Origin of the sequence: Pseudomonas alkylphenolica (assembly GCF_000746525.1) — a bacterium.
Lineage (GTDB): Bacteria > Pseudomonadota > Gammaproteobacteria > Pseudomonadales > Pseudomonadaceae > Aquipseudomonas > Aquipseudomonas alkylphenolica.
In genome coordinates, this window is sequence record NZ_CP009048.1 from 4,374,262 (window position 1) to 4,389,136 (window position 14,875).

Here is a 14,875-nt window from a genome sequence, read left to right on the forward strand (position 1 = left end):
TGACACTGTCCGATGTCGCCAAATACATTCTCCAATTGCGCCACGAACTCTCAGTGGGAGCGGGCTTGCCCCGCGATGCGGTGTGACTGGCAAATCGCAATCGCGGGGCAAGCCCGCTCCCACCGGTAGAGGGACTGCTAGGCTGGGTATCCTGTGATCTGCCGAATACTCTGGTACAGCGGTTTGAGCTGGCGGTACATGCGCAGGTAGACCTCCTTGTACAACCGCTCATAAACCTGCTGCGCCTCCGGCTGCGGCGTGAACACCGCACCCACCCGGGTCATCGCTGCAATCGCCGAGGGAAAGTCGGCATGCAGGCCAAGGCCCACCGCACAGCAAATCGCCGCCCCCAGGCCCGACGCTTCATAGACATGCGGACGCTCGGCCGGCAGTCCGAAAATATCCGCCGTGAGCTGCATCGCGGCATCACTCTGCGACCCGCCACCGGCAACACGCAGACGTTCAATCGACTGTTTCGAGCGCTTTTCGAGCTTCTCTTTACCCTGGCGCAAGGCGTAGGCCAGCCCTTCAAGGATCGCCCGATAGATATGTGCGCGGGTATGCACGTCACCAAAGCCGATCATCGCGCCTTTGGCTTCCATGCCCGGCTCACGAATCCCCGGCGACCAGTAAGGTTGCAGCATCAGGCCCATGGAGCCGGGCGGCACCGCATTGACCAGGGCGTCGAACAGTTGCTCTGGCTCCAGCCCCTGCTCCTTGGCCTGCTGCATTTCGCGCAGGCCGAACTCGTTCTTGAACCAGCTGACCATCCAGTAGCCACGGTAGATCATCACTTCGCAGTTGTACTGATCCGGCACCGCCGCCGGATAAGGCGGAATCAACGGGACAACTTCGAGATAGCGCGAACGCGTCATGGTGATGGTCGCGGTGGTGCCATAGGACAGGCACACCGTGGACGCATCGACCACGCCGGCGCCGAGTACTTCACAGGCCTTATCGGCACCCGCAGCGATCAGCGGCACGCCTTCGGGAATGCCGGTATGCCGGCTTGCCTCGGCGCTGATCTGGCCCAGGGTTTCGCCGGGTTTGAGCAGTGTCGGCAATTGTTCCGCGCGCACCGCCAGCGCCTGCCATTTCCAGTCGGCAGGTGCAGCCCAGCGCAGGCGTTTGAAGTCGAACGGCAGATAGCCCACGCAGCAACCCACCGAGTCGACGAATCGCCCGCACAGGCGATGGGTGAGAAAACCCGAAAGCAGCAGGAACTTGTCGGTCGCCGCCCACACCTCGGGCTGCTGGTGGGCAATCCAGTTGGCTTCGGCCTGGGCACGGAAATAATCCACGGTGGCCTGCGCACCGACCAGTTTGAACAACCAGCCCCACGGCCCCTTGATCCCGCCCTCGACCTCGGCCTGGCGTTGATCGAGCCACAGGATTGCCGGACGCAGGGCCTTGCCCTGGGCATCGACGTTGATCACGGTGCCGCGCTGGGTGGTCAGCGACACACCGGCGATTTGCGTACGATCAATGCCGGTCTGCTGCCACAACTGCTGGCAGGCTTCGCCCAGCTTGGCCCAGTAATAATCCGGCTCCTGCTCGGCCCAGCCCGGTTGGGCCGAGGTGTAGGCCTGCAGCTCGATCTTGCCCTTGCCCAGCAGATTACCCTGCAGGTCGAACAGCAACGCACGCACGCTCTGGGTGCCATTGTCGATTGCCAGCAGGTAGCGCTTGTTCTTGTTGTTATCCATGGAGCTCTCTTCAATGGGCATTCAATGCGTGGCGTCCGGCAAACCATGGTGGCGTTGCCACAACGCCCGGTAACGCTGTTCTTCCGTCTGCCAGCGCAGATCGTCCCAGCCCAGCCGTGGCTGGCACAACTGGCGGATGCCCGGTAGATGTTCCTCCGCTCCGCGCTCCAGCAACAGGCCGATACGGGTGCGGCGCAACAGCAGGTCGTCGAGGTGCAGGACCAGTTCCGCTTCGCAGGCAAACGCCAGCTCCGCCCACAAGGTGTCGCTGGCACCGACGCTGGCGCAGCCCAACTGTTCCAGCAATAGCGCCAGGCGTGGCAGGTCGCGACCGTGACGCCCGGCCAGGCGACGCCACTGGCTGCTGTTGAGCCCCGAAATCGGCAACGCCGGTACCGCCGCAAACACCGGGGCGCCGTCATCGCTGACTTCGCGCCCGAGCATTGGCGCACAGGCCTTGAGCACTTCGAGCGCCTGAGGCCGGAACGTGGTCAGCTTGCCGCCGGCCAGGGTCACGCAGCCGGGCTCGAGCCACAGCACATGCTCACGGGTTTCATTGGACGGCTTGCCTTGTTGCCCTGCGCTTGCACTGCCCACCACCGGGCGCACCCCCGACCAGGTCGACAATACATCGCCAGCAACCACGTTAGCCTGAGGAAACTGCTGGGCACAGGCAGCCAGCAGGTAGTCGAGTTCCTCGCTGCTGATGCTCGCGCTCTGGTCCAGATCTTCCTGATGGTCAAGGTCCGTGGTGCCCACCACCGTGGTGCCTTCCCAAGGGAAGACAAACACCGGCCGGCGATCGCGGGCGTGCAAAAAAGTGATCGCTTGAGCAACGGGTAAACGCCAGCCGGGCAGTACCAGATGACTGCCGCGCAACGGCCGTAATTGCCGGGGCGCGTCGCTCGGACGCAGGCGTTCGGCCCAGGCGCCGGTCGCCACCGCCAGCGCCCGGCAACGCAGCTGCAACAGCTCGCCATCTTCAGTGTTCTCAACCTGCACGCCGCAGACCCGGTCGTTTTCACGCAGCAATTGCCGGACTCGCACACCATTGAGCGCCAGCGCGCCGTCCGCCCGCGCCTCAGCCAGCACACGCATCACCAGGCGTGCATCATCGGTCAGTGCATCGACGAAGCAGGTGCCCCCCAGCAACTGGTCTTCCTTCAAACCCGGCGCCAGGTAGTGCAGTTGTTGCGCGTCATAAAAGCGATGGCTGCGCCGCCCGGCCAGGGCGTCGTACACCGTCAACAGCCCACCCAGCACCCGCGGCCCGGGAAACTCGCCACGGTAGTGCGGCATCATGAAACTTGCAGACTCCACCAGCCCCGGCGCTTCGTCGAGCAGGCGCTGGCGTTCGTGCACCGAGTCGCGGGTCAGGCGCCACTGGCCCTTGGCGATGTAGCGCAAGCCGCCATGGACCATCTTCGAAGAACGGCTGGAGGTGCCCCAGGCAAAATCGCGCTGCTCCAGCAACAGGCAGCGCCAGCCACGGCGGGCCGCTTCGCGCAGGATCCCGGCACCGCTAATGCCGCCACCGATGACGATCAGGTCCCAGGTTTCATCCGCCAGGGTCGGCAGCACCTGCTGTCGCCACGCAGCATTCCAGTCCTGGCTCATGCCGTCACTCCTGCAACAGGGTGCCGGGGTTCAGACGCCCGGCCGGGTCAAAATGTCGGCTCAGTGCCTGCAAGGTGTCCAGCGCCCGCACGCCCTTCTCGCGCAACAGATAGGGAGCATGATCCTTGCCGACGCCATGCTGGTGACTGACCGTGCCGTGGTTGTCAACGATGGTCTGGCTGGCCGCATGCTTGAGCGCCTGCCAGCGCGCCAGGGTGGCCGGATACGTCGCCGCCGGGCGGAACACATAGGTGGTGTAGATGCTCGACCCTTCGCCATAGACATGCGACAAGTGGGTAAACACATGCACCCGCTCGCCCTCAGCCGCCAGGCCGTCGCGCAGGCTGCTTTCGATGCGATTGAGGAGGTTGTCGACATTGCTCCAGTCGGTGGCGGTTTCCAGGGTGTCGACCACGTAACCGGCGTTCCACAGATTCTCGCGCAGGTAGGGAAAACGGAAGCGGTTCTGCGCCCACTTGTTGCCCAGCAGCGTGCCGGTGAACACCCCGCCAAACGCCTTCAGGTGTTGCCGGGCCTGCTTCAGCGACAACGCGTTCTGCCGCCGGTTGCCGGTCACGCCGAAGGTCAACATGCATTTCCCGGCACGCGCACCGCGCAAGACCAGGTATTTTTCCAGCCAGGCGATCTGCTGCGGGTGCCCGGCCAGGGCCAGTTGAGTTTCAGTTTCCAGCGCATTCGACAGGCGCAGCATCGACAGCGGCACACGTGCCTGGGCCAACTGGCGGATGGCTTGCAGGGCCAGGTTCCAGTCGGGCAGAAACACCCCGTAGAAACGTTCGTCCGCTGGCAGCGGAGTGATCCGCACCTTGACCTCGGAAATGATCCCGAAGCGCCCTTCGCTGCCCAGCACCACTTCGCGCAGATCAGGGCCTGCGGCCGAGGCCGGGAAGGTTGCGATTTCCAACGGGCCGGCGAAGGTTTCCAGCGTACCGCCGGCGAACAGCTGCTCTATGCGCCCGTAGCGTAGCGACTGCTGGCCACTGGAACGACTGGCAACCCAGCCGCCCAGAGTCGACAGCTCCCAAGACTGCGGGAAATGCCCCAGGGTATAACCGCGGGCACGCAACTGGCTTTCCACTTGCGGCCCGGTGGCGCCAGGGCCGAAGGTGGCCAGCAGGCTCTGCTCGTCGAGATCGAGCAGGCGGTTCATGTGCGCCAGCGACACGGTCAGCACCGGCCGCGTGGAAGATGGCGGGTTGATGTGTCCGGCCACCGAGGTGCCGCCACCGTAAGGAATCAGGCACAGGTCTTTATCGTGGGCGAGCGCCAGCAACTGACGAATATGCTCGACACTCTGCGGGAACGCCACCCCATCGGGGTAGGTCCCCAGCGAGCCTTCACGTAACGCCAGCCAGTCCGGCAAACTCTGGCCACGCGCATGCAGCAGACGATCATGGGCCTCCAGGCTGTACAGCGGATGCGCCGCCAGACGCGAGGCCGGCACCCGCGCCAGTGCCGCCTCCAGCGTGGCGTCGGGCAACGCAGCCCCAGCGCCTACCCGGGCAGCGAGAAACCCCGCGCCCTGGGCCGGCAGCTCGACCACCGTGGTTGCATCCCCCCAGCCGTTCCAGCGTCGCATGCGTGTGTCCTTTTATGGTTCTTATCAGGTAACAGTTCAGGCGCCTATAGTAGCCAGCCACCCGAGCCTGTCACGGTCACATCCGGCCAGCTCGAGTAGCCGATTGAGCCAACCCGCACGCGGCTGCCGCCATTTACTTTAGCGGTGGTTTCAAATTACCTTTCAGGGTCTTCATCTGCGCCTGTCTGCTTCGATCAAAAGGAACCCGATCATGCAATCCCTCGGCTACAGCTCGGTTCCCCCGCTGCTCAAGTACGTGCGTCATGCCGAACAACTGGGCATGGCCATTGAACCGGCGCTTGCGGTAGCCGGGTTGCAAGCCCAACAGCTGAGCGACAACAGCCTGCGCGTGCCAGGCGAAGCCCATGAACGCTTGCTCGATTACTTTTGCGAGCATTCCGGCGATCCGCTGTTCGGCCTCAACTCGGCGCGATTCGTGTTGCCCAACTCCTGGAACGTGCTGGGCTACATCACCATGAACTGCGCAACCCTGGGCGATGCCATGAATCGCATCATGCCGTTCGAGAAGCTGGTGGGCGACATGGGCGTCAGCCGCGCCGAAACGCAGGGTGAGCACGTGCACCTGATCTGGACCTGCCGCCACCAACGCCCGCGCATTCGCCGCCACCTGGTGGAAAACGTCCTGGGCTCCTGGCTGCAATATGCGCGCTGGATCGCCGACGCCCAGCTGTCGCCCGCCGCCGTGTGGCTCGAACACCCCCTGCCGGCGGACACCGAACGCGCGCAATATGAACAGTTCTTCGACTGCCCGGTGCTGTTCGACCAGCCTTACTCGGCACTCGTTGTTCCGCTGCCGTACCTGCAACTGCCCTTGCGCCAGGCCGATGCGCAGTTGCTGCGCACCCTGGAAGACCACGCCCTGGGCTTGATGGCCACACTGGAAGACGCGTCGCTGGAGCAACGGGTGAAGAACATCCTGCGCCAGCTGCTCAAGGAAGGCCTGCCGCGCAAGGAGCAGGTGGCCGAACAGTTCGCCGTCTCGGTGCGCACCCTGCAACGCCAGTTGCACCAGGCCAACACCTCCTACCAGCAAATCCTCGATGACCTGCGCCAGGAACTGGCGGAGCACTACCTGCTGCACAGCACCTTGCCGATCCAGGATATCGCTCAGTACCTGGGCTTCACCGAACCGCGTTCATTCCACCGCACCTTCAAAAGCCGACGCGGGATACCACCGGGCGAATTTCGCCAGACTTACCGGGAGTCGCCGAACCCATCGAACGCTTGAAACTGCAACAGGTGCAAACCCGCGTCAGCCCTTGACAGGTTGCCCCAGCTGCTAAGCTTGCGCTCAGTGGCCGAAGAGCGACACCCAGTGCGGGCGAAAGGAGAAGCGGGTATGAGTGGAATCACCACTGACGACAAACATCGCCTGGCCCTGATTGACGCACTACGGTGTTTCGCAGCCTTCTGGGTGGTGCTCTTTCACTTGTCCGAAGGCAACCACATTCCCACCCTGCTTGCCGCCATTCCGGGCTGGGTGAAAGCGGCAGTCTTCGATGCCGGCCACCTGGGCGTACCGATATTTTTCGTCTTGAGCGGCATCGTCATGGCGACGACCACCGCTCGCGTGCCGATGAACACCGTCAACGCCGCAAACTTTGTCGCCCGCCGTCTGGTGCGCCTCGCCCCACCCTACTATGCCGCTGTTGCCCTGGGCTTGCTGGTGATTGCCACAAAACACATGCTTGGGCAAAGCGGGGTCAACATTCCCAGTGCCACCGACATTCTCGGACACCTGGCGTTTCTGCAAGGTGTGCTTGGCAGCGAAAACATCATTTCGGTGTTCTGGACGCTGTGTATCGAGGTGCAGTTTTATATCGCTTTCGCTGTGTTGCTCTGGCTAGCCGATCACGCCAGTGGCGGCGAAGCGTTCAAAGCCCGCAACATTCCAATCTGGATCAGCGCAGTATTAGCGCTGCTGTGGCCCACCGGGCTGATTCAGTCGATAGGCTGGCAAGGTGGGTTCATTGCGTTCTGGTTCAGTTTCATGGCCGGGGTGCTGTGTGCTCAAACCCTTTCCGGCACCAAGCAAAGCCGCTATATCGCCATTGGCTACAGCGCATTGGTTCTGTTGATCGGCGTGGCCAGCAACAGCTCATTTACCATTGCTGCCGGACTGACAGGCCTGGGCTTTTGCTTGCTGGTCAATCGTTCCGCCTCGCTTGGCTTTTTGTCCAGCTACCCGGTGCAGAAGATTGGCTTGATTTCCTACAGCCTGTATTTGTTCCATTCACCGGTGACGGGCTCTTTCATGCGGGTGTTCCGGCGTTTCATGCCGGGCGGGATTGCTTCAGATCTGCTGGCGACTGTTCTGATCATTGCGATCTGTATCGCATTCGCAGCCATCGCCTATGTGCTGTTCGAGCGCCCTGCCATCGCCTGGAGCCGACGGATCAAGTTCAAACGTCCTGACGCCGCGGTGCTCACTCGGACGTAAATCTTTCGGATTGCCCAAGCTATCGCGCTGAGCCACGGGTGTCACCACTTGGCTCAAGGCGCAAAGGCTCGCTCGAAAACTCTGCCAGCACGCCTCGACAAGCGATTAAGGATCGTCTGATATCCGTTTGCCGACTCGCCCAATAGAGTCGGCTAATGCGATTAAAACGTTACCTGCTGCACATCAACCCCTTACTGTCCAACCCCGAAGCAGCCCGGCGGTTGCTGCGGCTGTTCGCCATCGTTTTATCGATCGGTATCTTGAGTGGCGTCTACAACTTTCTGTTGTTCACGTTCAACAACGACATCTCCCAGCGTCGCGGCTACATGAGCAGCGCGATTGCCGAAGCGCATGCATTCTTCACCAACCGGGAAGCCTTGCTGGAAAGCCTGAGCCTGTCAGCCGTGCGCAAAGAGCAACAGGCCAAGCCCTTGGTCTACCTGCCTTCGAGCGAAGAAATCCACTTGCAGCTGGGTAGCAGCCCCAACAACCTGTGGAGTATCTGGCTGACCCAGCGCATGCGCAGCTACATGCAAGACAAGCAGGTCAGCCTGCTGTACGTAGGTACCGGTGCACAGGCCCAGGTCAGACGGCTCTTCAACGCGACGGCACAGGTACCCGAACTCTCTGCTGCGATGCTTGAGCAACTGCACGTACTCAAGAACCGTGCAGCCGCACCACTGAGCGAGTTGTGGTTGACCGACCACAGTGAGCAACGCTCGCACCTGTACATCTTCATTCGCCTGGACGAACGCGCTCCCGAGTCGGGCTGGCTGGGCCTGGAAATGGATATCCGTGAAGTCTCCAGAGCCTTGAGTGATCAAAGCGCTGGCGCATTCATGATGCTCAATGCCGATGGCATGCAAGTGTTCAGCAACAATCCGCAGGAGAGTCTGAGCCAGACACTGCTCAGCCCCCAGGGTGAAAACTTCTTTGGCTTTATCGGCAACGGCCTGTTACCCGATTACCTGGTGATCCGCAAACACTTGAAGTCTTCGGACTGGCAACTGGTGTATTCGATCGACTTGCTGGCGGTGCTGGGTGGTTTATGGAAACAACTGCTGGGTTCACTGTTGTTCTGCCTGTTCAGCATCACCCTGATCGTGCTGTTGATGCGGCGTTTCGAACAACGCCTGATTGCCCCCGCAGTCCACCGTATTGAGGCCTTGATAGAAAGCGAAGCGTTCAGCCGTGACGTCATCGAGACCGCCCCGGTTGCGTTGTGCGTCCTGCGTCGCAGCGATGGCAAGGTGGTGCTGGAAAACCATCTGGCCCAGCAATGGCTGGGCGAAGGCCTTGAGCGTGAGGTGCTGTGCGCCGGCTGGATCCGCAACGCCTTCGACTCGGCCGATGCCGATTGCAGCGATTACTTTGAGACGGCCGATGGTCGCCACCTGTACCTGAGCAGCGCACCCACCCGCTACAAAGGCGAAGACGTATTGTTCTGTGCCTTCAGCGACATCAGCGCGCGCAAGCAAGTGGAAGCTGCGCTGGAAGACGCACGACAATCGGCCGATGCGGCCAACGAGGCCAAGACCCTGTTCCTGGCCACCATGAGCCACGAAATCCGCACTCCTCTGTATGGCGTTCTGGGCACCCTCGAGCTGCTGTCACGTACCCGCCTCGACGCCCAGCAGAAAGACTATCTGCATGCCATCGAAGGCTCTTCGGCAACGCTCTTGCAACTGATCTGCGACGTACTGGACGTATCGAAGATCGAGGCTGGCCAGTTGGTGCTGGAGGTGAGCGAATTCTCACCACTGGAGCTGGTGCACGAAGTCGTCCAGAACTATAGCGCCGCAGCCACCAGCAAAGGCCTGCAACTCTATGCCTGCCTTGATCCACACCTGCCCGAACGGCTGATCGGCGATGTCTCGCGGATCCGCCAGATCCTCAACAACCTGCTGAGCAATGCGGTGAAGTTCACCGATTGCGGGCGTGTGGTGCTCAGAGTCCGCTTGCTGCATCGCGAAGGCGAACGTTCAGGCTTGCTGTGGCAAGTGTCGGATACCGGCAAAGGCATTGCCGAGGAGGATCAACCGTACATTTTCGATCCCTTCTACCAGGCCGAAGGCAATACCCATGTCATCGCCGGGACCGGATTGGGCCTGCCCATCTGCCAACGTCTGACGCAATTGATGAATGGTCATATGCGCATGGTCAGTGAACCAGGCCTGGGCAGCAGCTTCACCTTGACGTTGCCGCTGGAAGTGGCCTGCGGTACGAGTGACCCCTCTGTGCCGCACAGCTTGCTGGCCGACGTCATCTACGTTGTTTCACCGATACGCGAACTGGCGGAGGCCATCGCCGGCTGGCTGCGGCGCTGGGGTGCCCGAGCGCAGATCGGTTGCCCTGCCGAGACCTGCGCCCCCCGTACTCAGGTACTGCTCGAGCTGCACCCAGGCAGTGTCGAGCAACCCCTGCTGCCGGACTGGCCAGGACCACGGATCCTGATCAGCAGCAATGGCTGCAGCGACCCCCGGCATGAAGACGGTATCTGGTACGTCAATCTCAATCACCTGAACGCCATTTACCAGGCTGTCAGCCAAGCTCAGGGACTGAGCGTTGCGACAGGCGATGAACACACAAAGCAGCAGGAGATGCGACGGCTGAACCTGCACGTACTGGTCGCTGAAGACAACATCATCAACCAACTGATTCTCAGGGATCAGCTTGAAGAGCTCGGTTGTACCGTCGTGCTGGCCAGCGATGGCGATGAAGCCTTGCAGCACTGGCAGCCTGGCCAGTTCGACATGATCCTGAGCGATGTGAACATGCCCCGCATGAATGGTTATGCGCTAACCAGAGAACTGCGCCGGCAAGGGTGCTCGGTGCCAATTATTGGCGCGACGGCCAATGCCATGCGCGGCGAAGAAGATCTGTGCATGGCCGCTGGCATGAACGGCTGCCTGGTCAAACCTTTTACGTTGCAAACCCTGCTCAACTGCCTGGCGCCTTATCAAAGGAAGCACCCGTGAAGCCCTTTAACATTCTGATTGTCGAAGACCACCCATTCCAGCGTATGTACCTGCAACACCTGTTAAGCGAACTGGGTGAATTCAATCTGGACTGCGCACGGGACGGCAACGAGGCGCTGGAACGTTTGCAGCAACGTGACTTCGACTTCGTCCTCACCGACCTTTTGATGCCCGGCATGGATGGTGTGCAGTTCATCCAGCGTCTGGCCGGGCTGCGTTGTAAACCTGACCTGGCAATCATGAGCGCCGCCTCTCGGCGTATGCTGATGGCGGCCAGCCTGGTCGCCAAAAATCTCGGCGTCGATGTGATCGGACTGATCTCCAAGCCCGTGTCGCCTGGCGCCCTGCGTAGCGTGACCGAGCAACTGCGGCGCAAGCATCAAGTCGCTGCGCAAGCCGCTGCTGCCCCGATCGCCGAGTTTGACCGCCAGACCCTGCTCCAGGCCCTTAACAGCCGCGCTTTTCAGGCCTGGTTCCAACCCAAAAAATCTTTGCACAGCGGTCGTATCGTCGCTGCCGAAGCCTTGGTGCGCTGGATGCATCCTGAACAGGGGGTGTTATTGCCCGGCTCGTTCCTGCCTGCGCTGAAAGCGTTTGGCATGGAGGAGCGCTTGCTGTGGCTAATGCTCAAACAGGCCATGGACGCCCAGGCCCGCTGGCGCGAACAGGGCTATGACATTCCGGTGTCGATCAACTTGCCCACCCACCTGCTCAACAGCCACGATCTGGCAGACCGCCTGCTGGAGTTTGTCCTCCATCATCAGGGCATCCCCGGCAAACTCTGCTTCGAGCTGATGGAGAGCTCCACGCCGGAAGACATCAGCAACTTCTACGCCGGGGCCTGTCGCTTACGCATCAAGGGTTTCGGCCTGTCCCAGGATGATTTCGGCCAGGGTTACAGCTCTTACATGAACCTGGTGTCGGCGCCGTTCACCGAACTGAAGATCGACCGTGCACTGGTTCAGGGCTGCCATGAAAACGAAAACATGACCTCGGCCCTGACGAGTATTGTCGCCCTGGGCCGCAAGCTCGGACTGACTGTGGTGGCCGAAGGCGTGGAAACCTCCCAGGAGCTTGCCCTGTTGCGCAAGGTCGACTGCGATCAAGCCCAAGGCTTCCTGATTTCCCATGCGGTGTCGTCGGATCAGTTCCAGCAACTGTTGAACCTTGATGGAGCGGCGAGCCTTTATTGATCCATCCCACCAACCCTCAGCCACTATCAGAGGTAAAATTCGTCAGATATCGATATTTTTCGGCTCTGCGGACACTGTTCATGAACAAAGACAACGCCCCACTGGAAAACCTTACCCGCAGTTCGTTGCGCCTGAACACGGGGATGATGATTCTGCTGGGACTGGTGTTGTTGCTGGTCGGCACCAGTTTTTGGTCGTTCCAGCGCCTGATCGAAGAAAACCATGACACCGTACGCTTTCACTTTGCCCGCCTGCTGGAAAACATCCAGGAGCAGGAAGCCTTTCTACAAACGCTGATCGAGCAGAAACAATTGCTCAACGATGGCGGCCCTCAGGTACATGCGCTCGCCCCTCTACCCAATGAGGGGCCGAATATTTATCAAGGGCAGGCGTTTGCGTTCTCGATGCCCTTCAGCGTCAAACTCGATAAGTACAACCTCGCTGCCCGCGAACAAGCGAAGGTTCTTGGTCTGGGGGCAAACCTGGCTGGCTTGTACAGTACGTTCTGGTCAGCCTCGCACTACCCGTCCCCGCAAGTGTTTCTGTTCGGTCCACACGACAGCTACGATATTACCGTGCCCGCAGCTGGACGCGGGCGTAGCAAGATATTGAGCGGTAACGAACGTTTCATTGACGTGGTCAAGACCGTCCGTGCTCGCACACCGCAAGACAGCCACTACCTGATGAACAACGGGATCGACTGGCAAAGCTATGTCGAGGTGCCCGACCGCTCGACACCTGCGCGGTTGCTGGCGTATGTCAGCCTCCAGCTCAACGCTGACCGGCTACAGGCCAAGGGGGCCGACGCTCGCCTTACGGTGGCCTCATTGCTCGACCTGGCACAGATAAACGACTTTGAACGCATCATGGACTGGTTGGTGTATGACCGTTTCACCCTGATTGCTCCGGCCGGTGAAGTGCTGATTGGCATCCAGCACCCCGAATCGCGCCTGCACGAGGGCGTCAACCTTAAGCCCGAAGGGCTGGTGTTCAAGCTGGTCAACCACGATGGTCCCGGCTGGGCAGCCATCTACACCCTCAGTTTCAAGAGTTTCTTCCGCTATGCATTCTGGTCACTGACCAGTTTGCTGCTTGCGTTCCTGGCGATCATCGGCCTGGGCTGGCTGGCCAGCCGTTGGTACAAGAAACAGGTCATCCTCCCTGCTCGCCAGGCCCACGAAAGCATCGCCGAGAGCGAGGCATTCAGCCGCGTGGTGATCGACACCGCGCCGACCGGATTGTGCGTGGTGCGCCGCGCGGACCAGCAGATACTGGTGGAAAACCAGCGAGCCCAGCAATGGCAAGGCACCACCGCACTGATCAAAGCCCTCGATCAACAGCAAGACGACGCTCATACCGGAGAACACGACTTGGAGATCGATGGCCGTCACCTGCAGGTCGGCTTCGTCGCTACCCGTTATCAGGGCCAGGACGTACGGCTGTACGCCTTCAACGACGTCACCCGGCATATCGAGGATGCCCACGCCCTGGAACAGGCACGGCGCGCCGCCGATGCCGCCAACGAAGCCAAAACCCTGTTCCTGGCTACCATGAGCCATGAAATCCGCACCCCGTTGTACGGGGTGCTGGGGACCCTGGAGCTGCTTGGCCTGACCGATCTGGAACCACGCCAGCAGGCCTACCTGAACACCATCCAGCGCTCCTCCGCGATCCTGTTCCAATTGATCAGCGATGTGCTGGATGTCTCCAAGATCGAGTCCGGGCAGATGGCTATCGAGCCGGTCGAATTCTGCCCGCTGGACATGCTCGAAGACACTCTGCATACCTATGCCGCCTTCGCCGAGCGCAAGGGCTTGCAGCTTTATGCCTGCACGGATGCCGCGCTGCCCGACAAGGTACTCGGCGATCCCATGCGGATTCGCCAGATCCTCAATAACCTGTTGAGCAACGCGATCAAGTTCACCGACACCGGCCGGGTGGTGTTGCGTACCCGCGTGCTGGAGCATGCGCAGGGTAAGGTCAGCCTCGAATGGCAGGTCACCGATACCGGCATCGGTATCAGCGAAGCGCAGCAGGCCAAGCTGTTCGAGTTGTTCTATCAGGTCAAGGATGCCTCCAGTGAAGGCGGTGCGGGGTTAGGCTTGCCGATCTGCTGGTGGCTTAGCGAGTTGATGGGCGGGCAGTTGAAGGTGGTCAGCGAGCCAGGGCTGGGCAGCAGCTTTTCGCTGAAGATGGAGTTGTCGGTGATCCCCGGCGAATTGCCTGACTGCCCCGCCATCGAGCACGACCCGACACCAGTGTACGTACGCGCCCCCCTACTGGAGCTGGCGCAGAATTACTGCGACTGGCTTGAGCGCCTGGGCATCGCCGCGACCCCGACAGCCCCTCCACTGGCACCTGCCAACCCAGAGGCGCTGCTGATCGAAGTGCTTGCCAACACCCCAGAGTTGCCCTGGCGCGGACCACGGGTCTGCTGTATCAGCGGTGGAGGCAATCCTGCCGAATACCTTGATGGCCACTGGGAGGTCGACATGCACGACATGCGCGCGGTAGCTCAGGCCGTAGCGCTGGCCCGCCAAGGTGTTTCCAGGCAAGCCAGTGAACACTGCGCCTCGCGAAGCGTGAGCCTGCAATTGCATATCCTCGTAGCCGAAGACAACCCGATCAACCAGGCCATCCTCAAGGAGCAGCTCGAAGCACTGGGGTGCAGTGCCGTGGTCGTGAGCAACGGCGAACAGGCCTTGCACCTGTGGCAACCGGAGGTCTTCGACCTGGTACTCACCGACGTCAATATGCCGGTCATGAACGGTTATGAGCTGGCCAAGGCACTGCGTGCTAACGGCAGCCAGTTGCCGATCATCGGCGTTACTGCCAACGCGATGCGCGAAGAAGGCTTACGTTGCATGGAAGTGGGTATGAATGCCTGGATCGTCAAACCCCTGAGCCTGCAAACCTTGCGGGTACACCTGACCAAGCTGTGCAAACCGATGCTACGCAGCGGTCCGTCACGTAACGAGGCTGAAAAGCCGAGCGCTTCGCCTGCCGCAACGTCCAGCGACAGGGTAAAACTGTCCCCTGCAATGCGGCCATTGTTCGTCAAAACCATGCAACAGGACATCACGCTCATCCGCAGCGCCCTGGAACAACAAGACGCCAGAACCATCGTCGAGCGCCTGCATAGCATGGCCGGCGCGCTCGGCGCAGTTCAGGCCAGCAGCCTGGCCAACCACTGCATCGACCTGGAGTATCAACTGCACAACACAAAACTCGATGCCGCCCTTACTCAGAAAGTACAGCGGGCACTGAAACGTCTTGCGACAATATTGAGTACCCTCGAGTAAAATCAACAAGCCACCCCG

At 61.0% G+C, this 14,875-nt stretch carries 8 protein-coding genes; 5 read left to right on the forward strand and 3 right to left on the reverse strand.

Annotated elements, in window-relative coordinates; all coding sequences use genetic code 11:
* Positions 1 to 137: 137 nt before the first annotated feature.
* The 3 genes from PSAKL28_RS20050 to PSAKL28_RS20060 are packed head-to-tail and all read right to left on the reverse strand — an operon-like array spanning position 138 to position 4,923.
* On the reverse strand, positions 138 to 1,706 hold the full coding sequence (locus PSAKL28_RS20050) for an FGGY-family carbohydrate kinase (protein ID WP_038613773.1): 1,569 nt from the start codon (positions 1,704 to 1,706) through the stop codon (positions 138 to 140).
* Positions 1,707 to 1,727: 21 nt separating this feature from the next.
* Positions 1,728 to 3,323 (reverse strand): glycerol-3-phosphate dehydrogenase/oxidase, encoded by a 1,596-nt coding sequence (locus PSAKL28_RS20055; protein WP_038613776.1) that lies wholly within the window; start codon positions 3,321 to 3,323, stop codon positions 1,728 to 1,730.
* A gap of 4 nt (positions 3,324 to 3,327) precedes the next feature.
* Positions 3,328 to 4,923 (reverse strand): FAD-binding oxidoreductase, encoded by a 1,596-nt coding sequence (locus PSAKL28_RS20060; protein ID WP_038613779.1) that lies wholly within the window; start codon positions 4,921 to 4,923, stop codon positions 3,328 to 3,330.
* 211 nt (positions 4,924 to 5,134) lie between these two features.
* Here PSAKL28_RS20060 and gliR point away from each other — a divergent pair, with 211 nt between their 5' ends.
* The 5 genes from gliR (at position 5,135) to PSAKL28_RS20085 (ending at position 14,857) form a co-directional block, all read left to right on the forward strand.
* Positions 5,135 to 6,172, forward strand: coding sequence for an AraC family transcriptional regulator GliR (gene gliR, locus PSAKL28_RS20065; RefSeq protein ID WP_038613781.1), 1,038 nt, complete (start codon positions 5,135 to 5,137; stop codon positions 6,170 to 6,172).
* Positions 6,173 to 6,283: 111 nt separating this feature from the next.
* Positions 6,284 to 7,384 (forward strand): acyltransferase family protein, encoded by a 1,101-nt coding sequence (locus PSAKL28_RS20070; RefSeq protein WP_038613783.1) that lies wholly within the window; start codon positions 6,284 to 6,286, stop codon positions 7,382 to 7,384.
* 155 nt (positions 7,385 to 7,539) lie between these two features.
* Positions 7,540 to 10,362, forward strand: coding sequence for an ATP-binding protein (locus PSAKL28_RS20075; RefSeq protein ID WP_038613785.1), 2,823 nt, complete (start codon positions 7,540 to 7,542; stop codon positions 10,360 to 10,362).
* Positions 10,359 to 11,555, forward strand: coding sequence for a response regulator cyclic di-GMP phosphodiesterase PvrR (gene pvrR, locus PSAKL28_RS20080; protein ID WP_038613787.1), 1,197 nt, complete (start codon positions 10,359 to 10,361; stop codon positions 11,553 to 11,555). Before PSAKL28_RS20075 ends, pvrR begins: the two co-directional genes overlap by 4 nt.
* 80 nt (positions 11,556 to 11,635) lie before the next feature.
* Positions 11,636 to 14,857 carry a hybrid sensor histidine kinase/response regulator gene (locus tag PSAKL28_RS20085; protein WP_038613789.1) on the forward strand — a complete coding sequence of 1,074 codons (3,222 nt, stop codon included), beginning with the start codon at positions 11,636 to 11,638 and terminating at the stop codon, positions 14,855 to 14,857.
* Positions 14,858 to 14,875: the final 18 nt, after the last annotated feature.